This window comes from Phenylobacterium sp., assembly GCF_036264965.1.
GTDB lineage: Bacteria > Pseudomonadota > Alphaproteobacteria > Caulobacterales > Caulobacteraceae > Phenylobacterium.
In genome coordinates this window covers 1-26,722 of sequence record NZ_DATAPY010000115.1, presented here as the reverse complement: position 1 = coordinate 26,722, position 26,722 = coordinate 1, and the positions used below count along the sequence as shown (strand labels likewise).

Genomic DNA, 26,722 nt, shown 5'->3' with positions numbered 1-26,722 from the left:
GGGGAAGACCATGGAAGTTCATTCTGGCCGCCGGCTTGCGGCGTCCGCCGCCGCGGCCTTGGCGCTGTCCGCCGGCCTGGTGTGCGCCGGGCCGGCGACGGCCCAGGAGGCCCGCTATCCCGCCAGTGGCGCGAAGCTGCCGAAGTGGTCCGATCTGCCCGACTGGAACGGCCTTTGGGAACGCGGCGGCGACATCGTCTGGAACGACGCCGTCCCGCCCAAGCCCGGCGAACCTGAAGTCCCTCCGTACACCGAGGACTACTTGAAGGCGTACCTTGCCCGGCGCGGCGAGATGCGAGCCGCCGCAGGGGGCGGCCGGCGCAACCTGCAAGGCGGCAATCTCTACGGCTCCATGCCGGCGATCATGATCGCCCTTTTCCCCCTCGACATCCAGGTGAACCGCCGCGAAGTCGTGATCCTGACCCCCAACGGCGGCGCGCGCGAGATCTACACCGACGGTCGCCTGCACCCGACCAATCCGCTCCCCAGCTCCCTCGGCCATTCGATCGGCCACTGGGAGGGCAAGACCCTGGTGGTCGACACCTCCGGCATCAAGGCGAATACCCGGCTGCCCGGCGGCGGCGGCCACAGCGACGCAATGCACATCACCGAGCGTATCTGGTCGCCGGATGGGCACGCGCTGAAGGACGCCATCACGGTTGAGGACCCCAAGGCGTTCGCCAAGCCCTGGACGACGGTCAAGACCTACTATCGGCGTCCGACCTGGGAATCGGTGGAATACGACCCGCAGGAGAACACCCGCGATTTCGGGCCGCCCGCCGAGGGCGGCGCCTCAACGTCTCTTGCGGCGCTCGCCGAGGCTGCGCCCGCACCGACGGCGCCCGCGGCGCCGAAGCCCGTCAAGTTGGGCAGGCCGGCCACCGTCGAGCAACTCCAGAAGGCGACGTCGCTGGCCGTCGGCAACCTCGCCTGGGAGACCGTCGACGTCCGGGACGTGAAGCGCACGCCGGACAAGGTCACCTGGATCGGTGGCACCCGCTCGGTGAACTGGCGCTGCGCCGCCCGCGCCGACGGAACGCAACCCTACTGCGAGCAGTGACGAAAAGGCCGGGCGCTCAGCGTCCGGCGACAGGTCGATGATGCGATGTCGGGAGCGAGCGATGCATAGAGAAATTGACGGGCGCGGACCGGCGGAATGCCGGCTTTGGATGGGCGCATGCCTCGTGGCGCTGCTGACGGTGGCCGCGAGCGCCCCAGCTGTCGCCCAGCCCGCCGGCCCGCCCGGCGTCGCCCAGCCGCCTGACGCGGCGGGCCTCCACCGGGGCATGGTCAGCGTCGATGGCCAGGACCGGGACTACTTCTACTATATCCCGGCCAGCGCCGACCGCGTCGGCTTCAACCAGGTCGTCTACGCCCTGCACGACGACGGCCAGACGGCCGCCCAGTTCGCCCAACAGTCCGGCTGGACCAGGGTCGCCGACGCCGGCGGCTTCGTCGTGGTCTTCCCCGAAGCGCAGCAGAAGCAGTGGGGCCCGATGTCCGGCGGCGAGGATGCCTATCTGAAGGCCGTCCTCTCCCATGCCGGCACGCATATGACCCTGGACCCGCCGCCGGGCGGTCAGGGCGGTGGGCGGCGGGGCGGCGGCGAAGGCGGCGCGGGGCCGGGCGGCGGCGGCCGTGGCGGCGACGGGCCGCCCCGCATCCGCACCTGGGCGCCCTTCCAGTACCTGACCGGCGTCGGCGCAGGCGCCCGCGTGGCCCAGGCCTTCGCCATGAACCATCCGGGCCTCTACGCCGCCGTGGCCACCTTCGGTCCTGGCGCGTTCGACGAGGCCTACGCCAAGGGCAGCGAGCCGGCGGAGGGGAACTTGCTTCACCTCTGGGGCGGCAAGGCGCTGACGCCCGTCTGGAAGCAGCAGAAAAACCAGGTGCCGGCCGCCATCTGGCTGTTCGGCGCCGGCGGCGTCGACGCGCGCCAGAGCGGCTATTGGAAACAGGCCGACCACGTGGCGGCCGCGGGCGCTCAAGCGACCTTCGGGCGCTTCCCGACCACTGTCTTCACCGCAGCGGAGAACCCCGCGCAACAGGTGCGCACCACCGTGCTTCCGGCTGGCGCGCATTTCGACGAGGCGGCCGCCTCAGTCATCTGGAACGACCTCTTCGCGAAGGTCGCCCGCTGGACCTCATCACCGAACGGCGATCTCGGCCATATGCTGACCAAGGCGGAGGTGGAAAAGGCGTTCGAGATCCGCACCCTCCAGGTCGGAGACCGGACTTACACCTACTACGTCAAGACGCCCTCGAGTTACCGCAAGGGCCAGGCCCTGCCCGTGGTCCTCTGCGCCCACGGCTTCGGCTTCCCAGCCTGGCAGTACCTCAGCCAGATCAGGATGCATGAGGTCGGTGAGAAGGAAGGCTTCATCACCGTCTATCTGCAGGGTCAGCGTGACGCCTGGAACTTCGACGACCCGGCGGGGCCGGACGCCAGCTACGTGCAGGCGGTGGCGGCGGCCATGAAGGCCGACTACGGCGTCGATCCTGGCCGCGTCTACATGCAGGGCTTCTCGTTCGGCAGCGGCCTCACCTACGCCATGGGGGTGGCCCAGCCGCAGCTGTTCGCGGCGGTTTCGCCCAACAGCGGCATCGGCCCGATGCCCAAGGACGTCGAGGCCCGGATTTCCGAAGTCAAGGCAAAGTCGGATCTGCGCATCCCCATGATGCTGGTCTACGGGACCGCCGACCGCGGCGGGACCGTCGATGGCGAGCTGCCCGACAAGGGCATCCTGCAGGGGGCCCTGGACGAGATGAAGGCCTACAACCGCATCTCGACGCCGGACACGGCCCGACCGTTTCACAGCTCGACGGGCCCGGATTATCGAGTGCTGGTCCCGGGCGGCGTCTTGAAGGGCGAAGGCGTCGACGCCCGCTACCCGCAGGGCCGGTTCCGGACCTGGACCTACGCCAGCGCCGATCCGACGCCCCGCGACCTCCTGAAATTCGTCTGGGTGCTGGACCTCACCCACGGCGGCGATCCGCGCGAGGCGCAGCTTGAGTGGGACTACTTCAAGCACTGGCGGCGCAATCCGGACGGCAGCCTCGCCTATTCGGCCAAATAGCAGGAGGCCGGCGTGATCCAGGGCAAGCTCGATCTGGAAGCCATCGTCGACACCTCGCCGTTGAAGGGCGCGCAGGCGATGATCATCCTGCTGTGCGCCCTGGTGGCCATGGTCGACGGCTTCGACACTCAGTCGATCGCACTGGCCGCGCCGGCGATCATCGCGACCGGGGCAGTGAAGGCGCCCGCCTTCGGCCTGGTGTTCGCCGCGGGCCTGTTCGGCAGTCTGCTGGGAGCGCTGGGCCTGGGTGTCGTCGCCGATCGCTTCGGGCGCAAACCAGCGCTGCTCACCTCGATGCTGGGCTTCGGACTGATCACGCTGGCTACGCCATTCGCCCACACGGCCGCGGCGCTGGCTGGGATCCGCCTGGCGACCGGGTTGGGGCTCGGCGGCGCCCTGCCGCTCATCATCTCGCTGACCTCGGAGTTCGCACCGGCCCGCCTTCGCTCGACCCTGGTTTCGCTGATGTTCTGCGGCTTCCCGCTGGGTGCGGTGATCGGCGGCGTCGCCGCTGCGCGGCTGATCCCCGCCTTCGGCTGGCCGAGTCTCTTCTATGCGGGCGGCGCAATCCCGCTGCTGTTCCTGCCGCTGATCGCCGCCGCCGTCCCGGAGTCCGCACGCTTCCTCGCCCAGAGCCAGGACCGCGTCCGCCTGCGCCGGGTCCTGGACCGCATGGGCTGGACGCCGCTGTGGAATGGCGAGGTCCTGGTCGCCCCGGCGCCGGGGCGCTCATCGGTCGCCAGCCTGTTCGGCGAGGGCCGAGCGCTGGGCACCCTGCTGCTCTGGGCGACGCTGTTCCTGAGCCTGTTGCTCACCTACTTCCTGATCAATTGGATCCCGATCATCGCGCGCCAATCCGGTGTCGGGATGCAGAGCGCGGTGCTGGCGGTGTCCGCTGTGAATCTGGGCGCGATCATCGGCTGCCTGGCCATCGGCCGCCTGGCAGACCGCTACGGCAACGCCACCGCCTACATTAGCTGCGCCTTCGCCCTGGGAGCGGTCGCGATCATGCTGATCGGCCGCGCCGGCAGCTCCGGCGGCTGGCTGCTCGGGGCAAGCCTGTGCGCCGGTGTCTTCAGCCTGGGGGCCCAGATGTGCACCGTGGCCTTCTGCGCCTCATTCTACGAGACGCCGCTGCGCGCCACCGGCGTCGGCTGGGCGATCGGCGTCGGGCGGATCGGAGCGATCGTCGGGCCGCTGCTGGGCGGGGCGCTCCTGGCCACGGGCACGCCTGTGCCGATGTTGTTCCTGCTCGTCGGGCTGATGTCGGTGGGCTCCGCCCTGGGCGTCGCCGCCATCGGGCTGCGGGTCCTGAAGCCGCATCCGGCGGGGAGCATCGGCCATGCCGGGTAAGAGCGTCCAACCGGGGCCCCTCGCGGCGGGCGAGGCCCCTGGCCTCGACATTGAAGGCGTCGCACGTCTCCTGATCCGCTTCGCCGACGCCGTGGACGGCCGCCGCCCGGCCGACATAGCCGCTCAGTTCGCCCCGGACGGCGTATTCAAGCCCGGAGACAAGCCGATGACGGGGCCCGCCGAGGTCGAGGACTTCTACCGCCAGCGGTTGGCGGACCCCCGCCGCACTACACGGCATCTGTGGTCGAACCTTGTGCTCACGCAGGATGGCCAGGCCGCCGTGCGCCTCCGCGTCATCCTCACGAACTATGCCTTCGAGCCCGCCCAGTCGGAGCACGAGGTGCAGATGCGCCTGGGCGAGGTCACCGGCCGCTGCGTACGCGACGCGGACGGCGATTGGCGCTTCGCCGAGCATATCTACCAGCGACAGTACGCGTTGCGCCTGCCCCGCGCCGATGCGTCTGCGCCCACCCCGGAGGCCCGCCCATGACGCTTTCCCTCGATCTCGCCGCCCGCATCGTCGATGCGGGCTTGGCGCACGCCCGCCAGCACAACTTCCGGTCCATGACCATCGCGGTGTTGGACGCCGGCGGCCATCTCATCGCGTTCAAGCGAGAAGATCGCTCCGGAATCCTCCGGCCTGAGATCGCCCAGGGCAAGGCCTGGGGCGTGCTCGGCATGGGCCATGGTGCGCGCGATCTCGCCATGCGCTCCAAGGAAGCGCCGGCCTTCTACGCGGCGATCGCCGCCACTTCCCAGGGCCGGGTGATCCCGGTGCCAGGCGGCGTGCTGGTGCGCAACGAAGCCGGCGACATCCTGGGCTCGGTCGGCGTCAGCGGCGACATGCCGGACAACGACGAGGCTTGCGCCCTCGCCGGCATCGGGGAGGTCGGCCTCGTCGCCGACCCCGGCCACGGCCCGCAGCCGGCATGAGGCTTGCGACCTTCAGCCAGGGCGGCGAGACACGTGTCGGCGTCGTCGTCGGCCAGGAGATCGCCGACCTCGCCTCGGTCGATCCTTCACTGCCCACCGACATGCGTCAGCTGCTCGCATACGGGCCAGAAGCGCTGGCCGCCGCCAGGACTGCTGCGACGCGCGCGCGCCGCCATCCGCTGGACGATGTCCGGCTGAAGGCGCCGGTGCCCGATCCGCGCAAGTTCCTGGGCCTCGGCCTGTCCTACCGTTCCCACGCCGACGAGGTCCTCCGCCGTGGCCGGTCGCTGCCAGCACACCAGAACTGGTTCAACAAGCAGGTCACGGCCGTGAACGGCCCCTACGACCCGATCCACCTGCCGCGGGTTTCCAACCAGCTCGACTATGAAGGCGAGGTGGCCCTGGTGATCGGGCGGCCGGCGCGCCACGTCCGCAAGGCCGACGCGGCTGAATTCATCGCCGGTTTCATGGTCTGCAACGACGTCAGCGTGCGCGACTGGCAGCAGCGCGCGCCCACCGCCACGCTCGGCAAGTCGTTCGACACCCACGGGCCGGTCGGCCCCTGGCTCACCACACCGGACGAGCTCGGCGATCCGGGGGCGCTTCGCCTGCGGACCTGGGTGAACGGCGAACTGCGCCAGGACGGCTCCACGGCGGAGCTGATGTACGGCTTCGGCGAGATGATCGAGGAGTTGTCGGCGGTCTTCACCCTGGAGCCCGGCGACATCCTCACCACCGGCACGCCGGCCGGCGTCGGCCAACACCGCGAGCCGCCGCTATGGCTGAAACCTGGCGAGCGCGTGAGGGTGGAGGTCGAGGGGCTGGGCCACATCGAGAACCTGGTCATCGACGAGCCGCACGCGGAGGCACCGCACCGGCCAAAGGCGTCCGCCGCGCCTTAGCAGGAGCCCCGAGCACACCTCGCAATTCCGATTGGCCGCGGCGGGGCCGAGCCGCTGGAACTGCCGAACGGCGAGCGGCGCGGTTTCCTTGAGGACGGGGACGAGATCCTCATGACCGCGCGCGCCGACGCGCCCGGCGCCATCCCCATTGGCCTCGGCCCATGCCGCGGAATGGTGGCGCCCGCCCCTCGCCCGTTATTGTCCACGATACCAACAAATGCGCCAGCTCTCCGCGTGCGACATCCGTTTTGCTGATGCTGCACGAAGATAGTCTCAGTCCCGTGGGGCGAGGTAAGCCCAACACTCCACCTCGACGGCCGCGCCCGCCGCCAGCGCGCCGACGCCTATGGCCGTCCGGGCTGGCAGGTGGCCTGGCTTGAAGTAACCGACATAGACGCTGTTGAAGGCCGCGAACTTGCCCATGTCGGTCAGCAGGACCGTGCATTTGACTACGTCGTTCATCGAGGCGCCGTGGCGGCCGAGGACCGCGGCGACATTGTCCATCGCCCGCTTGGCCTCGTCTTCGAAGGCCGCCGGCTGGCCCGGGCGCACGCCCAGCTGGCCCGAGACGATCAGCAGGTCGCCCGCCCTCACCGCCTCGGAGAACGGGCTCGCCGCGTTGGCCGGCGGAAAATATTCCGGCGGCGCGGCCAGGGCCCGTCCGGCCAGCAGCGCCAGAGCGATCCCGGCAATCAGGGGTGCGCGCATCTGGTCACTCTCCTCTAGGCCGCCGCAGTGAGGCGGCGGCGACGCCACAGATAGTAGGCCATGCCGGCTGCGAGCCAGCCGCCGATCAGGCCGTAGGGGCGGATGTCGGTGGTGACCCCCAGCGCGGCAATCACAATTGCGGCCACGACGCCCAGCACCGCCAGGACTTTCACCAGTCCTGGGCTGAACTTCAGCCGCGCCTGGGCGACCACCTCGGGATGTTTGTCGGCCGCGTTCCAGGCGGCGATGCAGGTGCCCATGTACTTTAGCATGGTCGGCACGCTGACCGCGAGCAGCAGGAAGAGCAGGCTGGTCGGCAGCAACAGGCCCGCGCAGGAGGCGGCGAAGGCCACGGTGGTGGCGATATAGGGCGTTCCGAACCGCGGATGAATCCTGCCCAGGGGCGCCGGCAGCGAGCCCGCCCGGCCCATGGCGAATAGGAACCGCGAATAGACTAGGAAGGTCGCATTCATCGACTTGGTCAGCGCGAGCGTCGCGGCCGCCACGATCACTGGCGTCGCCCAGCCGCCCAGCGCCGCCTTGGCCGCGTCGAGCAGGGGCGCCTTGCTGGCCGCGAGCGCCGTCGGCCCGATCAGGCTGAGCGCGGCGAAGGCCACGGAGAGATAGACCACCACGGTCAGCGCCAGCGCGCCGGCCACGCTCAGCGGCACAACGCGCTCGGCGTCCTCCACCTCCTCGCCGACCTCGGTCGAGGTCTCGATGCCGAGGAACAGCTGGATCATCAGCGGCAGGGTGGCTGCGATCGGTAGCCAGCCGCCGGCCAGCGCGTCGGCGAACAGGTGCGGCTGCAAGTGCGGCCCCGCTGAAACGACAAAGCCGGCGAGCACCACCAGCAGGCCCAGCATCAGCAGCGTCTGCACCCGGGCCGCCACCGCGACCCCGATATAGTTCACGGCAAACAGCAGGGTGAAGAAGGCCAGCATCACCGGCTTGGCTGGAAAATCCCAGATCTTCTGCAGGTAGTTCGTCAGGGTCTGGCCGTAGACGATCATCACCACGGCGTTGGCCAGCACCCGCATCCAGACGATGCCGAAGGCGAAGGCCGGATGAGTGAACCGCCGCTGCCACTCGTAGGACGCCGCGGTTGCCGGCGCGGTGGAGGCCAGCCAGGCATAGACCAGCGCGAACAAGACCATCGGCAGCGCCGCGACGCCCGTCGCGATCAATATGCCCGCGCCACCGACCTTGGCCGCCGGCCCCAGCACCGTGAAGATCGCCGCCCCGATCGCCGTGCCCGCGCCCAGCATGATCAGGTCGAGCATACGCACGCCGCGTTTCAGCTCGGCTGAAGGCAGTTGGGGGACAAGCGGCGGGGCGGCCTCGGTCATGGCGTCTCCGCGCTCAGAAACGACAGACGCTGTCCGGCGCCTTCGTGTTGCGAACCCAGCGATAGCCTCCAATGGCGGCGCCCCTGGGCAGATAGCTCACCGTCTGCTGGCTCCCGTCCCGGCGCAAGGTCAGGACGATCGGCAGGGTCTCGTCGGCGCGCACCTTGTTCACGTCGCTGACCTCGACGATGACGTCGCCGTCGCGGACGCCGGCCTTCTCGGCGGCCGAGCCGGAAACGAGGTCGCGCACCACCCGGTCGTCGTTCAGCGAGCGCCGCGCGAAGCCCAGTTCGAAGGGCTTCGCAGGGTGAGGTTCCACGGACAGACAGGGCGCGAAGGCGGCGTCCAAGGGCGTGAGCAGACCGCCGGAGACCATGTGATCGTAGCCGGCCTTGGCCTTCGCCGGGCCGATCTCGCCGCTCACCAGCTCCAGCCATTGCGCGATGCCGTAGGGCTTGCCCACGACCTGCCGGCGGCGGAGTTCCTTGACCACATCGTCGAGGCTGTGGGCGCCCTTCGACGCCTGCCGGATCTCGGTGTCGGTCTGCACGAGGTAGAGCCAGCCGCGGCCGTAGGGGACCGTCTGGGCCACCGGATCGCTCCAGAACTTCTCGGCGACCTGCGGATTGGTCAGGCCGCGATAGGGGTTCGAATAGTAGGCGTCGGCTCGCTCGTTCAGGGTCTTGATGACCTTCTCCAGCGGGATCGCCCCGGCGCGCCAGTAAAGCGCCAGGGAGTAATATTCGGCCGTGCCTTCGCTGTACCAGGCGGTGTCGCCATGCTCGCCCTGCATGGCCGGCCAGGTGTGGGCCATCTCGTGGGCGACCAGCAGCTGCAGGCTGTCGGCGGTGGGCTTGGACGGGGCGTGATAGCCGAACATGAAGGAGTGGGCGAGCGAGGTGCCGCCGGTCCCGAGGTAGGGATTGCCGCGAGCGAAAACCCGGTAGCTCGACGCCTTGTCGTCGAAGAAGTTGGCCATGTAGTCGTAAAGCGCGCGCACCCGCTGGCCGAGATCGGCAGGATCGAACGGCGGGTCGCTGGCCCAATAGAAGCTGAAGTGGCCGCCCGCCGCGGCGGGATAGCGTTTCAGCGGGCCCGCGGCATAGTAGCTGAACGCCAGCACCTCGGACGGCGCTACGGTGTCCACGATCCCCTCGCCCAATGACCAGACGCCGACCGAACCCGGCGGCAGCTCCCAGCTCAGATGCACCCGCCAGGGTCCCGGCCGGACCGGCGTCGCCATGAAGCCGACGCCCGCGCCCAGGAAGGCCCTGGCCTCCTCGCGCAGATCGAACAGCGGGCCGTTGTTGGTGGCGGCGGTGATGTGGCGCGGCGGGGCGTGGAAGCTGATGATCACGTCGCCCACCGTGGCGCGGCCCACGCTCCAGCGGCGGTAGACGCCCTGCGGCGTCGGCGGCTCTTCGGATTGGCTGAGCGGGATCGGCCCCTCGGCGTCGCGGGCGGTCAGCGCCTCGCCGTCGTAGCGCGCCGTCGGGATGCCCACGAGGGTCAGGGGCAGGTGGACCAGCCCCTCGCCCGCCTTGAAGCCCGGATGCTCGAGCACCATCCGCACGCCGAGATAGCTGTCCGCGCCGCCCGTCGCGTGCGGGCTGAGGGTCAGGGTCAGATGCGGCGGCTGCCCCTGCCCCTGCCCCTGCGCCGCGGCGGGCGCGGCCAGCGCCAGAACGGCGGCGAAGGCCAGGACCAGGCCGCGGATCATGGCGCCACCGTCACCGGCGGCGGGGTCGTGAACGGCCGGATCGACAGGAACTGGTAGATCTCCGACGGGTAGTAGGCCACGCCGCCGACCATGGTCATGCGCGTGTTGCGGATCTTGCGGATGTCCTGGGTGGGATCGCCGTCCACCAGGATGAAGTCGGCCAGCTTGCCACGCTCGATGCTGCCCGCCTGGCTGTCGCGGCCGAAGTACCGCTCGCAGTTCAGCGTATCCATCTGCAGCACCCGGGCCGGCGAGAAGCCCGCCATGTGGTAGAGTTCCAGCTCGCGCAGAAGCGCGAAGCCCGTGGTGTCGTCGGTGCCCGGCAGCATCTGGATGTGCTCATCGTCGAGCAGCTTCATGACCTGTAGGATGGTCTTGAAGCTCTCCTGGTAGGCGGCGTCGTCGGCCGGCGTCTTGATCGTCACGAAGCTGCGGCGGCGGTAGCGCTGGTAGCCGATCGGCACGTGGTCGAGGTATGGCCGATCGCCGGCCTGCACCTCGCCCGAGCGCGACAGCATCAGCCGCTCCAGCGTCATGGTCGTGGTGTCGAGCGCGATATGGTGGCTCTTCATCAGCTCGATGGTGGTGCGCACCCGCGCCGAGTTGAGGTCCAGGTCCTTGGCCCGCGCCATGCCCGTGAGCCTGAGCGGGGTGCGAGTGTCCTCAGTCGGGTCGAGGATCCAGCCCAGCATCAGCTGGTTGATGTGCGCGATGTCGTTGTAGCCGTCTCGGATCACCCGATCCGGCGAGGAGAAGGCCGGCACATGGCCGGTGACGCCCATACCCAGCCGGTGCGCCTCGGCCGCGACCGGAGCCACCCAATCCGGCGGGAAGGAGTTGTAGATCTTGATCTGCCAGTAGCCGTGATCGGCGTACCAATGCACGTCGTCGATCGCCTGCGGCAGGGTGTCGGCGATGAAGCCGTTGCGCGCCGAATAGGGGCTGCGGCCCTCCAGGAAGCCGTTGCGTACGATGCGCGGACCCGCCAGCCGGCCGGCGTTCAGACCGTCCATCATCGCCAGCAGGGCCTGGTTGTCGTTGCCCATGTCGCGGGTGGCGGTGACGCCGGCGGCCAGGTTGAAGAGGTTCGACGCCAGGCTGGTGTGCGAGTGCATGTCGTGCAGGCCGGGAACCAGCGTCCCGCCCTGCCCGTCGATCACCGTCTCGCCCTTCATCGCCGGCCTGCCGTCCTCAGGCGTCACCGTGGCGATGCGGTCGCCGTAGACCACCACCTGCGAGGGCCCGGTGAGCTTCAGCGCCACCGGATCGAAGATGCGCACGTTGCGGATGCGCACGGGCCCGACGAAGCGGTGGGCCAGCTGTTTCTGGGCGTCCTCGGCGCGGGCCTGGGCGATCTGGCGGTTCACCTCGGCGAGCTTGGGCAGTTCACCCTCGTAGCCCGCGCGGATCACCCCACCGGCCGCGAACAGCTCGCCCCTGGCGTCCATCAGGACGTACTCGGGGCTGAGGTCGATGCCGGAGAGTTCGTAGATGATCAGCGTCCGGGCCGCCTTGCCCTCGCCCAGGGTGATCTTGCGCATTTCCTGCACGCGCAGGGCGCCGGAGGGCAGCACCGGCAGGGTGTGGCCGGGCGCCTTCAGGAGCGCCTTCACATAGACGCCCAGCATCCAGGGACTGACGTCGTTGCCGATGTAAAGGATCGGTCTGTCGGCCGGAACTTGGCCCTTGTCCGCCTGGCTCGCCCACTCGGCGGAGCCGGCTTTCCAAGCGAAGTGCTCGTGCACCGGAGCCCCGAACAGGCTCTCGCCTTCGATGGTCCAGGCGGTCGGGAAGCCGGCCGCGTCGAGGTCGATCTGCTCGCGCGCCTTGGGGCCGCGGCCGTTGTTGACGACAGCGTAGTCGATGGCCACGTGGCGGCCGGTGACCTCGGCGGTCAGGTGGCCGACCTTCTCGCCGCCGGCCATGGCGACGAAGCTCTGGGTCTCGGCGTGAACCGTCCCAACCAGGACTAGGGCCAGGCTCAGCGCCAAGCCAGCGCCGACGATCACACTACGGCCCATCCCCATCGCCAATTCCCCGGTCGAGAGGTTTATCCTACCCGCAAGGCTCGGTATTTCTATTCGAACTATCGCGAAGCCTCGGAAGTCCCGGCAAGTTCAATGCGAATGGGTGCGCCACACGGTATAGGCTATGCGGACGGCCCGGCTAGTAGACGCACTTGGCGTCCGCCACGCTGGCCACGCGAACCCACTGATAGGCGTCCACCATCTCGCCGCGCGGCAGGTAGGTGATCGGGAAGGTCTTGCCGTCGCGGGTGACCTTCAGCGTCAAGAACCGCGTCGGATCGCCCTGCACCGAGTCCATGGCCACCGAGTAGGTCACCACGTCGCCGTTGCGCAGGCCCGCCTTGGCGGCCTCGGAGTCCAGCTGTAGGTCGCGGATGGTCTTGATGTCGCCCACCAGCGATTTGGGCTCGAAGCCCAGGTCGAAGCGGCGGAACCGCGCCGTCGTGCGACTGAAGCAGGGACCGAAATCGTCGCTTCTCGGCAGCATCAGCTTGCCGGCCAGCATGTCGGCGTGTAGGCGCCGCCCGTCCTCGCCCAGCTCCTTGCCGATCAGGTCCAGCCAGGCGGCTTCGTCCATGGGCAATCCGACGCGCCGGCGGCGGACCATTTCGTTGATCAGGTCGTCGAGGCTGTGGGCGCCGCCGGACGCACGCCGGATCCGACCGTCCAGCACGGCGAAATACATCGCGCCCCGATCGTACGGCAGGGTGCGGATGCGGGTGTCCTCCCAGAACCGCGCGGCGATCTCGCGGTCGGGCGTACCGTTCAGCGCATTGGTGTAATAGCGCCGCGCCGTGGCGTTCAGGTCGCTCAGGAAGTCGTCCGGCGTGATCATTCCGGCGCGCAGCGGCAACAGCGCCTGGTAGTGCACCGCGATCCCCTCGCCGTACCATTGGCCGCCCAGGCCGCTGGCGGTCCAGGTGTGGATCATCTCATGAGCCAGCGTGCCCTTGAGCTTCTCCGGGTCCTTGGCGCTCTCGCCCCAGGTCAGCAGGAAGGAATTGGTCAGGGCTGCGCCGCCGCCGGCGTTGATCGGGTTGTAGCGCAGGATCACCCGATAGGGCGGCTCGGCGGGGTCCTTGAAGAAGCCGCTCATCCAGCCGTGCAGCTTGCCCGCCCAGACCATCAGGGGCCTAGGATCGAAGGGCGGCTCGCCCAGCCAGGCGGCAGAAAAGCCGGCAGGCTTCACCTGCGCAGGCTCGCGGTGCATCGGCCCGGCCATGAAGAGCGCTGAGTGCAAGCGCGACGCCGGCCCGACCGGCATGCGCACCTCGCCGTCGCCATAGCTCGACATGGCCGTCGAGCCCTTGGGCAGGGCGGCCAGGTCCCAGGTCAGCGTGATCGGATAGGCGCGCTTCCCCTCCGGCAGGAGGATGAAGGTGTTGCCGACCGCCGAAAGCCCGCCGCCCTCGGTGCGCAGGCTATAGGGCGGGCCGGAACCCCGCGCCGGCGGCGTGTCATCGATGGGCGCGCGATAGTGGACCGTCACGGCGCCGTTCACCGCCCGGCCGGCCAGCCAGTGACGCGAATAGGCGATCGCCACAGGATCGTCCTTGACCGTCAGCGGCACAGGTCCGGCGGCATCGGTCGCGGTCAGGCCGGTGAGCGTGGTCGCGACCGTGTCGGTGTTGGCGATAACGATGGGCAGGGTCAGCAGCGGCGCGCCGGCGGCGACCTCGACGTCGGGAATCTCCAGGGTCACGTCCAGGAAACCGCGGCCGGCCTTGGCGTCCATATGGCCGGGCGTCAGCTTCACCTCGAACGCGCCCGGCGCCGGCGCAAAGGCCGCAAGGCCCAGGGCGGCGAGTGCGATGGCGGCGGCCAGCGGCCGGGTTTGGCTTCGAGTCATGTGTCGCCTGTGGCCTTTGCGGTCTGGGTGTGGAGCCAGGCGACCGCCGCGAGATCCTGCACGGCGTGGCCCAGGGACTTGTAGACAGTGATCTCGTCTGCCGAGGTGCGGCCTAGCGTGGTCCCGGCGTAGACCTCCCCAATCTCGGCGGCGATGGCGCTCTCCTGCGCCCTTGCCCGCAGGAACTCTCCACCGTGGGCCAATACATGTTCTCGATGGTCGACAAAGAAACGGCCGCGGGTCACGACGCTATCGTCGGCCTCGGCCTGGGCCGGGCTGCTGGAGCCCACCAGATTGACGTGGGATCCGGGCGCCAGCCACCGGCCCTTCAACACCGGATCTGTGGCGCCTGTAACCGTACAGATAATGGCCGCCTCAGCCACCGCGCGCTCGGCGTCGGCGACCGCCTCGACGGGCAACCCGATTTCCTGCGCGGCGCGCTCGGCGAAGGCCCGGGCGCGGCCGGCGTCGCGGCCCCACACCCGCACAGACTTCAGCGGCCGCACGCGGGCGAGCGCCGCGATATGGCCCATCGCCTGACGCCCGAGCCCCAGCACCGCCAGGTTGTCGGCGTCAGGGCGGGCCAGCGCCTCGGTGGCCGCCGCGCTCGCCGCCGGGGTGCGGATCGCGGTCACCTCGCCGGCGTCGGCGACGCAAACCGGGACCCCGGTTTCACCGTCGAACAGCACGACCAGGCCCTCGTGCGTCTTGCGCCCGGCGCCGTCGTGGAAAACGCTGACCAGCTTCGCGCCGAAGGCCGCGCGGTCGCCCAGCGCCGCCGGCATGATCGCAAAGGTGCGGCCGTCGCCCAGGCCGATGAAGCTGCGCAGGTTCTGGCGGACGCGCCCGTCGGAGAGGGCGATCATCGCCTGGCGGACAGCCTTGCGCGTCGCGTCGGGATCCAGCCGGCGGCGCACCTCGGCGGCATCGAACACAATCAGGCGGCCCACCGTGGTCGGCATCCCGCGACTCCAAAAAAATGCGAGGGCGGCAGCCGGTTTGGGGTCCGCTGCCGCCCTCTGTCCGCCCAGTTGGCAAGGGCCGACGAGTGGTTCTAGAAGCGCGCCCTCACGCCGAGGAAGAACTGCCGGCCGATGATGTCGCCGTAGCTCAGCGTCGGATAGGACGGCATCTCGTCGGTGAAGTTGTGCACCCCGCCGCGCACCTGGTACCGGCCGAAGTCGTAGCTGGCCGAGATGTCCTGTCGCAGGTTGCTCTCGATGAACGGGTGGGCGTTGTTGGCCGCCGTCGCGCCGGCCACGGCCAGGGCGGACGGCAGATAGAAGGCCTCGTAGGTCACCCGCAGGGGACCACGGATGTAGCGGACATCGCCGCGCACCTGCCAGCGGGGCTCCGGCAAGCCGAAGGTGCCGACGGTGTTGACGAGCTCGGTCACCACGCCCTGGACGGTCTGCTTCAAGGTTTCGTTGTGGGTCGCTTCCAGGGCGAGCTCGACGTTGCCCTCCTTGTCGGGGCTGACGATCCACTCCAGCGGGAAGCTGTAGGTCGCGTCGATCGTCTCGCCTTTGTACTTCAGCGAGGCCGCGTTGAAGGTGGTGCTGACGGCGGTGGCGATGTTGCCGACGCCGTCGCGGGTGAAGAAGCCGCAGGTGGCGCCATTGGCGCCGGGCGCGTCGAAGCAGGCCTGGCTGAAGTTGGTCGGCGTGAAGCTGGTCAGGCCGTTCTGCAGGTCGACGCTGATGTAGTCGGCGACCACGGTCAGCCGCCCCGGAACCCAGGCTGGCTGGAAGACGAAGCCGTAGGTCGTGGTGTCCGAGACTTCGTTCTGCAGGGTCTGGTTGCCGCCGGAGGTGACCTGGGCGGTCGAGAAGTTCACCGCCGTGTCCTGGAAGCCCGCCAGACGGGCCGCGGCGCTTGAGCCGACGGGAGCCGTGCCGGCGCTGCCCGTGCCGTAGAGCGGGTTGGCGCTGAACAACGCCAGGCAGTTCTGCGCCCGCACCGCCGGGTTGGTGCCGGCGTTGATGAAGCGGGAGTCGCAAGGGTCCTGGACCCCGCCGGCCAGGGCCGTCGTTGAGGGCGCGAACAGCTGATAGAGGGTCGGCGCGCGGAAGTTGCGGCTGCGCGAGGCGCGCAGGCTGAAGCCGGGCACGACTTCCCAACGCAGTCCCAGACCCCAGACGTCTTCGGTGCCGGCGATGGAGTTGTCCACAAAACGGTATTGCGCCGACAGCTCGACCGTCTTGAACCCCGGCAGGTTGAAGCCCTCGCCGAGAACCGGGAGCAGCAGCTCACCGGAATATTCGTTCGTGTAATAGCGTCCGGATGTCGGGGAGGTCAGCGTGCCCGTCCCCGTGAGACCGAGCTGAATCGCGGCGGCCGGGTTGAAGGCCTGGGACTCCACCCGGTGCTCATAGGCGACGCTGAACTTCAGCTTGCCGGCCGGCACATCGAAGATGTCTCCGCCGAGCGTCGCCAGGAAGTCATCCTGCTGGTTCTGGTAGGAGTAGCCGACGGGCGTGGACACATAGCTCCCCGCCCCGGCGCTGGCGGTGTTGGAGCCGAATGGATTGATCGGAGCGCAGGACGGATCGACCACCGTCACCGCATTGATCGAGCAGACGATCTGGCCCTGGGCGTTAGTCGTCGCGCTGATCGCGTTCTTGAATTTGGCGTTGTTGATCGACCAGCCCTGCTGCTTCGAGTCGACCTGCCCGTAGCTGTAGGAAAGGCTGTAGTAGAAATCGCGCCCGAAGCGGTTGAAGTCGCCGTCAAGCGCCAGCAGGAAGCGGTAGCTGTCCGTCGTGGTGATGAAGTCCTGGCTGGGCAGCAGGTCCACGAAATCCTTGGACAGGAACAGCGGGGCGCCGGCGCCGAAGCTGGGCTGGGCCGCGGTCAGGGCCGCCAACTCCGACGCCGTCAGGAACGGGTTGGCCTTGGTGAAAGCGATCGGACCGGCGCCGGAGGCGGCAGGGTTCAGGATCGTCTGGCTGAAGCCCTGGCTGCCCTGCGGATCGTCGGCGCGGGTCGAACCGAACAGCAGCGATCCCGACAGCTTCATGTGATCGGTGACGTCGTAGTGCGTCAGCAGGTTCGCGCTCAGGCGCTCGACGCCCGTCAACAGGCCCGACAGGTCCTTCAGCGGGAAGCCGTCGCCGCCGGTGGCGAAGGGCGGGATCAGCAGGCCGCTTCCATTAATCGGGTTCACGCCCGGGTTGAAGGCGACCAGCGAGGCGCCGTCCGCCGAGAACTGCTGCGGCACGCCGCCGACCCGCAGGAAGCAGTTCTGGCCGCCGCACGCCGGCACCGGCGCGGGGATCGTGAAGATCACCCCGTTGGTATTGAATTCGTAGAACCGCGAGTTGAGGATTTCCGTCGTGCCGCTGGTGCTGCGCGACAAGGCCGAGGTCGGCCGGTCGTTCGTGCTCAACGGGTCGGACTTCGACCATTCGACGTCGAGGGCGACGTTGCCCCGGCCGTCCATGAAATTGCGGCCGCCGGTGACCCGGATGCTGTTCTGGGGATAGTCGTTGCGCGACGTGATCGACGTCTGGGCGTCCATCTCCAGGCCCTGGAAGTTCTGCTTCAGGACGTAGTTGACCACGCCGGCGATGGCGTCGGAGCCATAGACAGCCGCGCCGCCCGCCTGCACCACGTCCACCCGGTCGATCAGGCCGACGGGGATCAGGTTGGTGTCGACGCCTGAGCCGGAACCAGAGCTCGTGCTGGTCACCGGCGTGGCCGAACTGACATAGCGGCGGCCATCCACCAGGGTCAGAGTCCGGCCCGGACCGAGGTTGAACAGGTTGGGGAAGGTCTGGCCATTGCCGGACGCGACGCCTGGCCCCGTGGACAGGGCCTGGGCCGGAACCATGGAGGTCAGGTCGTTCAACGCCTGGCCGGCGGTGACGAAGCCGCGGTCGGTCAGGTCCTGCTGGGTGACCGTTTCGACCGGCGCCGGCGTGTCCGTAGCCGCTTGGTGGATGCGCGAGCCAGTGACCACCACCTCCTCGAGGTCATTGGCGGGCTTGGCCGCGGCGGAGGCGGTCTGCGCCGCTGCTGGCTGCGCGGCCAAGGCCGCGGTCAGCGCCAGGCTGCCGATCATCGTGGTGGCGAACAGACGCCGCCGAGCCGAACCCATGTTCATCTGATCCCCCAAAGTCTTGTCTTCAGCGTCCCGCCGCGTCCCCACAGACGCTCTGCGTGCAAGCCGCCACACCCTCATGGACACTAGTCACCACACGCCGGTTTTTCTTTTCGTTCTTCAAAGCGTCACCGGACTGTCAAACATGGCCTATGCACGGCGGCGCCCGATCCTGCATGGCCAATGCGCGAGGCCCTGGGATGCGGCGGAATCATGGTGTCTCGGCGAGGTTGCGGCGCAGCATTCATGGCCTTCGCTCAGCACGCGCCGGGATAGGCCTTCAGCGCCGCATGCAGGCGGGTCAGCCCGGCGTCGAGGGCCTGCGGACGCCCACCGCCGAAGCCGATGCGGACGTGGCCGCCCTGGCCGAAATACTCGCCGGCCGCGACTAGCACCCCGTGCTCCGACCACAGCCACTGGGCCAGCGCGCGGGTGTCGTCGACGCCGCAGATCTTGGGGAAGAACATGCAGCCGGCGCTGGGCAACGCGCCTTCGATCAGGCCGTCCGCCGCCATGGCCTCGACGTGCGCCTCGACCACCGGCCGGGCCTCGGCCAGCACCGCGCGCCAATGGGCGTCGAAGGGCGCACGGTCCTCCAGCACCAAGGCCGCCACCGCATGGGTCAGCTTGGAGACGCCATAGTCGCCCTGCGGCGTCGCGGCCTGGACGCGTGCGATCACCTCGGGCGCGGCGACCGCCCAGCCGCACTTCAGCGCAAACAGCCCCTGTACCTTAGTCAGGCTGCCGACGCTGATGAATTCCGGTCCCAGGCGCGCGGCGCAGACGCCCCCGTCGACGAATTCGGCATAGGCCTCGTCGATCAGGATCGGCACGCCGGTCTGACGCGACACGGCCGCCAGCTCGCCCATGGTCTTGGCGTTGAGCACAGCGCCGGAGGGATTGTGTAGCTGGGTCAGCACCACCAGGCGGGTGTTCGGCTTGACCAGGCGCGCGATGTCGGCGGCGGCCACGGCATAGTCCGGGGCGCGGCGCGGCAGGGCGGTGACGTTGGCGCCGGCATCGCGGGCCTGGCTCGGCAACAGATCGAAACAGGGCTGCTCGATCAGCACATTGTCGCCGGGCGAGACCAGGGCCTTCAGCACCAGGGCCACGGCGCTGGTGGCGCCTGTAGCGCCGATCACCTGATCGGGGGAAACCCCGTGCCGGGCCGCCACGGCGGCGACCACATAGCGGTTGCCCTCGGCAAAGACGCTCTCGTAGCGGTCGGTGACCGCGCCGCCGAACGCGCGGCGCACCGCGCCGGTCAGAAGCTCGGTCGGTTCGCGGATGGTGGAGTCGAACAGCACCGCGGCGTCGGGCGCTGTTGCGGCCGCCTTCATCGCCGTGCGAACCCAGCGCGAATAGCTGTCGTCGGAGTCAGGCCCGGGGCCGCGCCCCTCCGCCGCGCGCGGAAAATTCAAGGTGTCGCCCCCAACTGAACCGAGCCCGTCCCGCCCCTGCGCACACGCTGGGATCCCAGAGCCAATCCTATCCGCCGGGCATGGTTTTTCTTGCCTTTGTGGTGCTCGACGGGCTCCGATAGCGCATCCGCTATGCAGCAACTCCGACGAGTGAACATAAGATATGCCAGCCACGCTCGACGCCATCGACATCAAGATCCTCGACCTGATGCAGCGCGACGCCTCGCTGTCGACGGCCGAACTGGCCGAGCGCGTGGGCCTGTCGCAGTCGCCCTGCTGGCGGCGGATTCAGCGGCTGCGCGAGGACGGCTACATCAAGGCGGTGGTCGCCATCGTCGACGCCCAGAAGCTGGGCTTCCACATGCAGATCTTCGCCCAGGTGAAGATGACCACCCTCAGCGAGGGTGACCGCGCAGCCTTCCACAAGGCGATCAACAACATCCCCGAGATCCTGGAATGCTGGACAGTGTTCGGGGAGATGGACGCCATGCTGAAAGTGCTGGCGCCGGACGTGACCTGGTACCAGGACTTCATCTTCAACGTGATCCTGAAGCTGCCGGGCGTCATCGACGTGCGATCGATCGTGACGCTCGCGGAGTCCAAGAGCACCACCGCCATCCCGCTGCGGGCGCGGCAATTCCGCTGATCCGCGCATGGGTCATGCACGGCGCAGTGCGGTCCTTGGATATTCGATCCACGCCGCCAAAGCGGGTCCCGGAACTAAGCAAGGATAATCCGGCCGCGGAGCGCTAGCATCGGCGCGGGGGCGCGGATGCGCGAAAACCTGGGGTCGGGACGATGAGCTTCACTCGCCGCGCGCTGGTCACGGCCGCCGCCGCCGCGCCCGTGCTGGCTGGCGCCGCCAAGGCGGCGACAACCGCCCCGGCCCTGCCCGCGAAATCCGCCTTCGCCAAGATGCCCTACGCCTATCTGGACTCGGGCTCGACGCATCCGATGCCGCTGGGCGCACGCACGGCCCTGGAAGAGTACCTGCGCTACAAGACCCGCGACGGCACGACGCCCGGCTACGACATGGACAAGAAGGAAGCCGCCGTCATGGCGCGCTTCGCGGCCCTGGTCGGCGCCGAGCCCAGCGAGCTCTGCTTCATCCAATCGACCACCATGGGCGAGAACCTGGTCCTGAAGGCCATGGGCTATCCGCAGACCGGCGGCCGGATCGTCACCGACGCCGCACATTTCTTCGGCTCCTTCTACACCTACGGCGAACTGGCGAAGGCCGGCGTCGACGTCGTGACCCTGCCCTTCACCAAGGAGGGCGCCATCGACTACGCCGCCATGGCCGCGGCGGTGAACGGCCAGACCAAGTTGGTGGCGATCAGCGCGATCTCCACCGCCAACGGTTTCCAGCACGACCTGAAGAAGGTCTGCGACATCGCCCACGCCCACGGCGCCATAGTCTATGTCGACATGGTCCACGCCGCCGGCTCGACCCCCATCGACCTGCGCGCCGCCGGCGTCGATTTCGCGGCATCCTCTTCCTACAAATGGCTGATGGGCGATTTCGGCCTGGGCTTCCTCTATGTGCGCAAGGAGATCCAGGACCGGTTCCCCAGGCCCTGGTGGGGCTATCACCAGGTTGGCGGCCGCTTCATCACCCACGTCTATCCCTACGACACGCCGGCCGATCACGACGCCGATTATGGCTACGATCCCGGGGCCACCGGCCGCTTCGGCATGGGCACGACGTCGTGGACCGGCGCCGTGCAGCTCGACTGGTCGCTGAGCTTCATCGAGAGCCTGACCGTGCCGGCGATCCAGGCCTATCGCCAGCCATTGATCGACGCCGTGCAGAGCGAGCTCCGCCGCCGCGGCTATGAGCCCATGACCCCGCTCGGCACGCGCACGCCCCTGGTCGCCTTCGCCCTGAAGGACGCCCGCAAGAAGCTGCCGCCCCTGCTCGACAGGGCCAATGTGAAGATCACCGTCTCCCAGCACCGCTTCCGCGCCTCGCTCGCGGTGTTCAACGACATGAACGACGTCGACAAGCTGCTCGCCGCCCTTCCCGCCAATCCGCCGGCCTAATGCCGCCCGGCTAACACGAAGGCGCGGACGGCCTCGTTGAACCGTTTCAGGTTCGCCTCGCCCGCATAGACCCCGTGCGGTCCGGGGAAATAGTCGGCGGTGAGCTGGGCCGGAGGCACACCCACCTGGTCGAGCGTGTAGTGCGCGCCATACGCCGGGGTCGTCAGGTCGTAGTAACCGCCCGCCCAGAACAGCCGCAGGTTCGGATTGGCCCGCATCGCCGCGGCCAGATCCTCGAAATCGTTCGTCCGCTTCTCGTAGTTCCACTGCGAGTTCACCGTGAAGTTCACCCCGATGTAGGTGTCGCTCGTCGGGAACTTCAGGTCGTTGGTGAGGTAGGCGCCGACGGCGGGGCTAGGCACCGGGCCGATCTTGTCCGGGGTCAGCGGTGGTGCGCCCGGCGGTCCCTTGGGCTGGACGCCCAGGGCCGGATCGTCGATGCCGCCGTCGGCGCCGGCGACCAGCGGGGCGGTCACGGTGACGTCCAGCAGGCCTGTCCGAAGGGTTTTGTCCTTCAGCAGATTGAACATGTACTCGTTCTTGGAGATCCGCAGATCGTCCTTCTCGATCAGCTCGACCGGCAGGCCGATCAGCGCCGACATCCGCGCCGCGATCCGGTGCTTCTCCGCGGCTGGCAAGCTCGAGCCCTTGATCAGCGCGGTGACGTAGTCGGTGCGAGCGAAGTCGATCGCCTCGTTGAACACCTGCTCGACGCTGCGGCCCTTGCGGTTGATCTTCTGGTGATACCAGGCGCCCGCCGCCATGGTCGGCAAGGATGAGACATAGGGCATCTCGCGCCCGCCTACATTGGCCGCCAGGGCCACAAGCAGCACGCCGTCGAAGGGCAGGTCCTTGCCGTTCTTGACGATCGCCGCGGCGCGGTTGGTGCCATAGCTCTCGCCCAGCATGTAGCGCGGCGAGGCCTCGCGGTGATGGTCCTTCAGCCAGTCGGCGATGATCCCCTTCACCTCCAGCGCATCGCCGGTGACGCTGTAGTAGGGCTTCGGATCGACGCCCGGCAGCGGCCGGGAAAAGCCCGTGCCGACAGGATCGATGAACACCATGTCGACGGCGTCGAGCGGGCTGTAGGCGTTCTCATGGAAGACCTCGGCGGACCGGTTGTTCAGGCCCGCGTCGGTCCGGATCAGGGGCCCCAGCGCCTGGGTGTGGGTGGGCGAGGACGAGGCGCCCGGCCCGCCGTTGAAGCAGAACAGCACCGGCCGCTTGTAGGCGTCCGCCATCCCGTCACGCACGTAGGCGATGGTGATCACAGACGCGGTCGGCGTCCCTTTGGCGTCGTGCAGGAAGTGCTCGGCGACGGTGGCCGTGTAGTTCACGGTCTGGCCGTTGAAGTGGCCGACATGCTGGGTCGCCGCCACGCGCGGCTGGCCCTGAGCGGCGGCGGATGTCGCGGCGGCGAGCGCCAGGGCGGCGATGAGGATCAGGCGGACGTTCATCAGGTTCACCGGGCCGCGACGCCGTCGCGCACGAACTGCGCGAAGTCGCGGGAGAGCTGCAGCCGCACCGCATCGTCGGTGTAGACCATGTGTCCGGCGGCATAGCAGCGGTTGCGGATACGCGGTCGCAAGGCCGCGTCGGACCGGGCCACGGCCTCGTCCAGGCCGGCGCAATCGCCATCGTACATGCCGCGCACATTGAAGACGATGAGGTGCGGCTGGGCGTCCATGGCCTGGCGCAGCGGCGGCGCTTCCTTCGCCGGCGGCGGACCCTCTTTTAGAGAAGCCCTGGGCGCGCGGTTCCACATCAGCGTCATCCAGTCGTCGCCCAGCCCGCCCGGCTGGGCGACCATCGGCTGCGGATGGAAGGCCTCGCCGAACGGCCCACGGTAGAGCAGGTCTGAGTGGTAGCCGAGCGTTCCGCGGATGTAGCGGATCAGCGGGACGGAAGTCCCCTCCATCAGGTCCAGCATGGGCGCCAGGCTCGGGTCGTGGGTCGGCAGCCAGGACTGGCCCACGAGGTTGCGCCGAGCCACCGCCATGCGCGCGTCATAGCGGCCCAATTCCTCGTCGCGGTCCTCCAGCAGGCGGTCGGTGAAGACGCCCTTGTCGATCAGCAGGGTCTTGGGTTCGACGTATTTGGGATCGAGGCCGGTATAGCGATGCAGACCCGCCAGGATCGCCGCGCGCGCTTCGCCGCTCAGCGTGTCGGGGTTCTCCAGCGCCGGCGCATAGGCGCTGCGCGCCCAACCCATCGCCTCGCGGACGGCGGCGTCCTGGCTCATGGCCTGCAGGTCGGCCGGCAGGCGTTTGTGGTACCAGGCCGTCGCCGTGAACATCGACAGCTCGAGCGCCTGATTGAGCGCCCGGGGCACGGTCTGGCCCACGTCGAAAAAGCCTGAGATCAGCATCACGCCGGCCACCGGCGTGCGCCGTCGGGCCAGGTCGCCCGCGACCTCCATGGCCCGCGTGGTGCCGTAGCTCTCGCCGGCCAGGAACAGGGGCTGGTCGAAGGCGTCGAAGCGCGTGCGGTACAGCCGGATCGTTTCCGCCACCGCCTCGCCGTCCCCATGCTGGGTGTAGAGGATGTCGCGATAGGCGTCGGTGGTGGCCCGGCTGTAGCCGGTGCCGATCGGGTCGACGAACACCAGGTCGCTATAGGCCAGCCAGGTATCCGGCCGGTCGGCGATCTCGGTCGGCGGCCCCTTCCACTGCGGATAGGTCGGCGCGGTCTTGAATCCCTTTGGGCCGAAGCCGACCAGGTGCACCTGCGACGAACTCGACCCCGGCCCGCCGTTCCAGACGAAGGTCAACGGCCGCGGCGGCTGGCCCGGCGCGCGGTCGGCCGTATAGGCGACGATGAACATCCGGGCCATCAGGGCGCCAGTGTCGTTGTCGTAGAGCGGGATCAGACCGGCGCGGGCGGTGTAGCGCAGCGGCTTGCCCGCGATCATCACCTGGCCGTGGGTGACGACCATCTGGTCCGGCGGCGTCACGGGCGGCGCGGGTGCTGCCGCGCGGGGCGCGGGCGCCGCCGCCAGGCTTGCACAGCCCAGCGCGGCGACGAGCAGCGTGCGAAGCGGGCCGCCGATCATGGCGCGGTGGCGCCCTTGATGAAGGCTTCGATATCCTTCGAGAGCTGCAGGCGCGTGGGCTGCACCTTGTACATCATGTGCCCGCCTTCGTAGCAGTGGTCGGCGAAGCGGCCCGCCAGCGCCGGCTCGAGTTTGCCGGTCATCTTCAGATTGCCCTCGCACATGTTCAGGCTGTCGTAGCGGCCGGCGGCCACGAACACCTTCAGGTCCGGGTCGGCGCGCATGGCGTTCTGCAGCCAGGGCTGCGAGGCGGGCGGCCCGCCGCCGGCGTTCATATGCGCCATCATCTCCGGGGTGATGGTGGTGTGGTTGTAGTCCCAGCGGCTGCCGGTCGAGCGCCGTGCCGGACCCGGCGTCGGCATGTAGCCCTCTTCGATGTCCACGTAGTTGAGGTCGGTCCGGTAGCCGAGCTCGCCGCGCAGGTAGTCGAGGATCGCGGCCTTGTAGCCGGGCGCCTCACGGTCCGGGCCGAAGATTCGCATGTCATAGGTGTTAAGCGTCTTGGCCTTGTCGCCCCCGAAGAAGCCCTGCAGGTAGGCGCGGTTGGAGACCACCAGGGTCTTGCGGTCGACCATCGCAGCCGGAATGCCGGTGAAGCGCGCCAGGTCGTTCGCCACCTTGTCGCGCTCGGCGTCGGAGAGTTGCCCGACGCGCTGGAGGGCCGGCATGTAGGTGTCGCTGACCCAGGCGTCCACGGCTTTCAGGGTCGCCGCGCGGTCGGCCATCAGGTCGGGCGGCAGGCGCTTGTAGTAGAAGGCCGTTGCGGTGCGGGCCGGCACATAATACGCGTCCTGGAACTCGAACGGCATCAGCGAACCTGGGACGCCGCCCGACAACAGCATGGCGCCCGCCACCTTGATCCCGCGCTTTTCGAGAAGCTCCGTCGCCCCATTCACCCGCCAGGTGCCGTAGCTCTCGCCGAACAGGAACAGCGGCTGCTTCTCGGCGGCGAACTTCACCCTCCAGGCGCGGATGAACTCGGCGGTCTCGGCGAAGTCGCCCAGCGTGGAGAGGAACTCCTTGTCGAACTCCGGCTTGGCCGGCCGCGAGAAGCCGGTCTCCACCGGATCCATGAATACCAGGTCCGAAGCGTAGAGCAGACTCTCGGCATTATCGACGAACTTGGCGCCCTCGACCCGGCGGGGGCCGAGGAGCTCGGTCTGAACCAACACCGCCGGCCCGGTCGGCCCGCCGTTCCAGGCGAAGGTCAGAGGGCGCGGCTTCGCGCCGGCCTTCGGCTTGACGACATAGGCGGTGAAGAAAACCCAGCCCTTCACCTCCCCGTTCTCGGCATTGCGGATCGGAATCCGCCCTGCGCGGGCCTCGTAGCTCAGGACGCCGCGGGATGTCGTGATCTTGTGCTGGGTGACGACGCCCGGCTCGTCGCCGGGCATAAGCAGCAGCGGCGCCGCGGCGGACGCGGGCCCGCCGGACGTCAGGGCGGCCGCAAACGCCAGAACCGCGCCCATAGCCGCCGCTCGCCCGACCTGAGTCATCCGCGCATCTCCCCACCCGAGAGATCGAGTTTAGCGCTGCGGCCCTGCATTTTCTTCGCAAACATGCGCAAGCCCGCCAGCCTTGCGCATAATTCATGCACGACGCGAGAAAGCCACGCTGGCGGGGCTGGCAGGCCCCACGCCGCCGAGGCGAATTGCGTGCGAAGTCAGCGACGACACCAACAGAAATGCCAACCGCCCTTCCCGCTAGGCCTGCGGCAGTCAGCGCGCAAAAGCGGGATTAGCAGTGGCCTGGGAATCTACGCAAAGCCGTTAGTGGCGAGATGGTCGAGGTAGCCATGAAGAGCCCTCGCCTCCCCGGCGTTCACCAAGGATTCCGCCGTCCGGCCAGATGAAGCGGTTCAGTTCGCTGGTGATGATCCACGAGGCGGCGGCGTCGAGGCCTAGCAGGCTGTTGAAGAAGTCGGTAGCGGCGCAGGACTCGGCATGATTCACTCCTTCGAGCGAGGCTTGAGGGTTGGAGATGCGTGGCTCTGACGATCGAAGTGGGTCCTTGTTCTCGTACGTGGACCTGGAGGCACGGGTGCGGCGGGATCATCCGCTGCGGCCGATCCGGGAGATCGCAAACGCCGCTCTGGCGGACCTGAGCGAGGACTTTTCGGCGCTCTATCCGCCGCGGCTGGGCCGCCCGTCGATCGCGCCGGAGCGGCTGTTGCGGGCGATGCTCTT

At 68.8% G+C, this 26,722-nt stretch carries 19 protein-coding genes and 1 pseudogene; 9 read left to right on the top strand and 11 right to left on the bottom strand.

What is annotated here, in order from left to right; translation table 11 throughout:
• Positions 1–10 precede the first annotated feature (10 nt).
• From VHS75_RS14910 to VHS75_RS14885, 6 genes are all read left to right on the top strand, one after another.
• Complete coding sequence (locus VHS75_RS14910) at positions 11–1,060, top strand: hypothetical protein (protein ID WP_329639408.1); 1,050 nt, start codon at positions 11–13, stop codon at positions 1,058–1,060.
• A gap of 61 nt (positions 1,061–1,121) precedes the next feature.
• A complete protein-coding gene (locus tag VHS75_RS14905) occupies positions 1,122–3,077 on the top strand; it encodes a PHB depolymerase family esterase (RefSeq protein ID WP_329639407.1) in 1,956 nt (651 codons plus the stop codon).
• Positions 3,078–3,089: 12 nt separating this feature from the next.
• Positions 3,090–4,430 (top strand): MFS transporter, encoded by a 1,341-nt coding sequence (locus tag VHS75_RS14900; protein WP_329639406.1) that lies wholly within the window; start codon positions 3,090–3,092, stop codon positions 4,428–4,430.
• Positions 4,420–4,920, top strand: coding sequence for a nuclear transport factor 2 family protein (locus tag VHS75_RS14895; protein WP_329639405.1), 501 nt, complete (start codon positions 4,420–4,422; stop codon positions 4,918–4,920). Before VHS75_RS14900 ends, VHS75_RS14895 begins: the two co-directional genes overlap by 11 nt.
• Positions 4,917–5,363, top strand: a complete 447-nt coding sequence (locus tag VHS75_RS14890) for a GlcG/HbpS family heme-binding protein (protein WP_329639404.1) — start codon at positions 4,917–4,919, stop codon at positions 5,361–5,363. Before VHS75_RS14895 ends, VHS75_RS14890 begins: the two co-directional genes overlap by 4 nt.
• Positions 5,360–6,265, top strand: coding sequence for a fumarylacetoacetate hydrolase family protein (locus tag VHS75_RS14885; RefSeq protein ID WP_329639403.1), 906 nt, complete (start codon positions 5,360–5,362; stop codon positions 6,263–6,265). Before VHS75_RS14890 ends, VHS75_RS14885 begins: the two co-directional genes overlap by 4 nt.
• 273 nt (positions 6,266–6,538) lie before the next feature.
• Here the strand turns inward: VHS75_RS14885 and VHS75_RS14880 are convergent, their stop codons facing one another.
• The 8 genes from VHS75_RS14880 to VHS75_RS14845 form a co-directional block, all read right to left on the bottom strand.
• Entirely contained in the window at positions 6,539–6,973 is a 435-nt protein-coding gene (locus tag VHS75_RS14880) for a Rid family hydrolase (protein ID WP_329639402.1), read from the bottom strand.
• A gap of 14 nt (positions 6,974–6,987) precedes the next feature.
• Positions 6,988–8,322: an APC family permease gene (locus VHS75_RS14875; RefSeq protein WP_329639401.1), complete on the bottom strand. Its 1,335-nt coding sequence runs from the start codon at positions 8,320–8,322 to the stop codon at positions 6,988–6,990.
• 13 nt (positions 8,323–8,335) lie between these two features.
• Positions 8,336–10,042, bottom strand: coding sequence for a hypothetical protein (locus tag VHS75_RS14870; protein WP_329639400.1), 1,707 nt, complete (start codon positions 10,040–10,042; stop codon positions 8,336–8,338).
• Complete coding sequence (locus VHS75_RS14865) at positions 10,039–12,063, bottom strand: amidohydrolase family protein (RefSeq protein WP_329639399.1); 2,025 nt, start codon at positions 12,061–12,063, stop codon at positions 10,039–10,041. Before VHS75_RS14865 ends, VHS75_RS14870 begins: the two co-directional genes overlap by 4 nt.
• Positions 12,064–12,208: 145 nt before the next feature.
• A complete protein-coding gene (locus VHS75_RS14860; protein WP_329639398.1) occupies positions 12,209–13,918 on the bottom strand; it encodes a hypothetical protein in 1,710 nt (569 codons plus the stop codon).
• Positions 13,915–14,880: an ornithine cyclodeaminase family protein gene (locus VHS75_RS14855; RefSeq protein ID WP_329639397.1), complete on the bottom strand. Its 966-nt coding sequence runs from the start codon at positions 14,878–14,880 to the stop codon at positions 13,915–13,917. The genes VHS75_RS14860 and VHS75_RS14855 overlap by 4 nt, the downstream gene beginning before the upstream one ends.
• Positions 14,881–14,972: 92 nt before the next feature.
• Complete coding sequence (locus tag VHS75_RS14850; protein WP_329639396.1) at positions 14,973–18,023, bottom strand: TonB-dependent receptor domain-containing protein; 3,051 nt, start codon at positions 18,021–18,023, stop codon at positions 14,973–14,975.
• Between the two features lie 254 nt (positions 18,024–18,277).
• Positions 18,278–19,441: a pyridoxal phosphate-dependent aminotransferase gene (locus tag VHS75_RS14845; RefSeq protein ID WP_329639395.1), complete on the bottom strand. Its 1,164-nt coding sequence runs from the start codon at positions 19,439–19,441 to the stop codon at positions 18,278–18,280.
• A gap of 163 nt (positions 19,442–19,604) precedes the next feature.
• Between VHS75_RS14845 and VHS75_RS14840 the strand changes: the two genes are divergently transcribed.
• The gene (locus VHS75_RS14840; protein WP_329639394.1) at positions 19,605–20,087 is read left to right on the top strand and encodes an Lrp/AsnC family transcriptional regulator; all 483 of its coding nucleotides are present in this window, start codon (positions 19,605–19,607) and stop codon (positions 20,085–20,087) included.
• Positions 20,088–20,239: 152 nt separating this feature from the next.
• A complete protein-coding gene (locus tag VHS75_RS14835) occupies positions 20,240–21,484 on the top strand; it encodes an aminotransferase class V-fold PLP-dependent enzyme (protein ID WP_329639393.1) in 1,245 nt (414 codons plus the stop codon).
• Here VHS75_RS14835 and VHS75_RS14830 read toward each other — a convergent pair.
• The 3 genes from VHS75_RS14830 to VHS75_RS14820 are packed head-to-tail and all read right to left on the bottom strand — an operon-like array spanning position 21,481 to position 26,032.
• Positions 21,481–22,941, bottom strand: coding sequence for a S10 family peptidase (locus VHS75_RS14830; protein ID WP_329639392.1), 1,461 nt, complete (start codon positions 22,939–22,941; stop codon positions 21,481–21,483). The genes VHS75_RS14835 and VHS75_RS14830 overlap by 4 nt on opposite strands.
• Before the next feature lie 5 nt (positions 22,942–22,946).
• Complete coding sequence (locus tag VHS75_RS14825; protein WP_329639391.1) at positions 22,947–24,536, bottom strand: S10 family serine carboxypeptidase-like protein; 1,590 nt, start codon at positions 24,534–24,536, stop codon at positions 22,947–22,949.
• Positions 24,533–26,032, bottom strand: coding sequence for a S10 family serine carboxypeptidase-like protein (locus VHS75_RS14820; RefSeq protein ID WP_329639390.1), 1,500 nt, complete (start codon positions 26,030–26,032; stop codon positions 24,533–24,535). Before VHS75_RS14820 ends, VHS75_RS14825 begins: the two co-directional genes overlap by 4 nt.
• Before the next feature lie 484 nt (positions 26,033–26,516).
• On the opposite strand from VHS75_RS14820, the pseudogene VHS75_RS14815 reads away from it, so the two are divergent.
• Positions 26,517–26,722: pseudogene (locus tag VHS75_RS14815) on the top strand (IS5/IS1182 family transposase); the annotation flags it as partial.

Excerpts from the sequence above, each read along its gene's own strand:
- VHS75_RS14910 (WP_329639408.1), top strand. The coding sequence starts at position 11 with ATGGAAGTTCATTCTGGCCGCCGGCTTGCGGCGTCCGCCGCCGCGGCC.
- VHS75_RS14905 (WP_329639407.1), top strand. The coding sequence starts at position 1,122 with ATGCATAGAGAAATTGACGGGCGCGGACCGGCGGAATGCCGGCTTTGG.
- VHS75_RS14895 (WP_329639405.1), top strand. The coding sequence starts at position 4,420 with ATGCCGGGTAAGAGCGTCCAACCGGGGCCCCTCGCGGCGGGCGAGGCC.
- VHS75_RS14890 (WP_329639404.1), top strand. The coding sequence starts at position 4,917 with ATGACGCTTTCCCTCGATCTCGCCGCCCGCATCGTCGATGCGGGCTTG.
- VHS75_RS14885 (WP_329639403.1), top strand. The coding sequence starts at position 5,360 with ATGAGGCTTGCGACCTTCAGCCAGGGCGGCGAGACACGTGTCGGCGTC.
- VHS75_RS14880 (WP_329639402.1), bottom strand. The coding sequence starts at position 6,973 with ATGCGCGCACCCCTGATTGCCGGGATCGCTCTGGCGCTGCTGGCCGGA.
- VHS75_RS14875 (WP_329639401.1), bottom strand. The coding sequence starts at position 8,322 with ATGACCGAGGCCGCCCCGCCGCTTGTCCCCCAACTGCCTTCAGCCGAG.
- VHS75_RS14870 (WP_329639400.1), bottom strand. The coding sequence starts at position 10,042 with ATGATCCGCGGCCTGGTCCTGGCCTTCGCCGCCGTTCTGGCGCTGGCC.
- VHS75_RS14865 (WP_329639399.1), bottom strand. The coding sequence starts at position 12,063 with ATGGGCCGTAGTGTGATCGTCGGCGCTGGCTTGGCGCTGAGCCTGGCC.
- VHS75_RS14860 (WP_329639398.1), bottom strand. The coding sequence starts at position 13,918 with ATGACTCGAAGCCAAACCCGGCCGCTGGCCGCCGCCATCGCACTCGCC.
- VHS75_RS14855 (WP_329639397.1), bottom strand. The coding sequence starts at position 14,880 with ATGCCGACCACGGTGGGCCGCCTGATTGTGTTCGATGCCGCCGAGGTG.
- VHS75_RS14850 (WP_329639396.1), bottom strand. The coding sequence starts at position 18,023 with ATGAACATGGGTTCGGCTCGGCGGCGTCTGTTCGCCACCACGATGATC.
- VHS75_RS14840 (WP_329639394.1), top strand. The coding sequence starts at position 19,605 with ATGCCAGCCACGCTCGACGCCATCGACATCAAGATCCTCGACCTGATG.
- VHS75_RS14835 (WP_329639393.1), top strand. The coding sequence starts at position 20,240 with ATGAGCTTCACTCGCCGCGCGCTGGTCACGGCCGCCGCCGCCGCGCCC.
- VHS75_RS14830 (WP_329639392.1), bottom strand. The coding sequence starts at position 22,941 with ATGAACGTCCGCCTGATCCTCATCGCCGCCCTGGCGCTCGCCGCCGCG.
- VHS75_RS14825 (WP_329639391.1), bottom strand. The coding sequence starts at position 24,536 with ATGATCGGCGGCCCGCTTCGCACGCTGCTCGTCGCCGCGCTGGGCTGT.
- VHS75_RS14820 (WP_329639390.1), bottom strand. The coding sequence starts at position 26,032 with ATGACTCAGGTCGGGCGAGCGGCGGCTATGGGCGCGGTTCTGGCGTTT.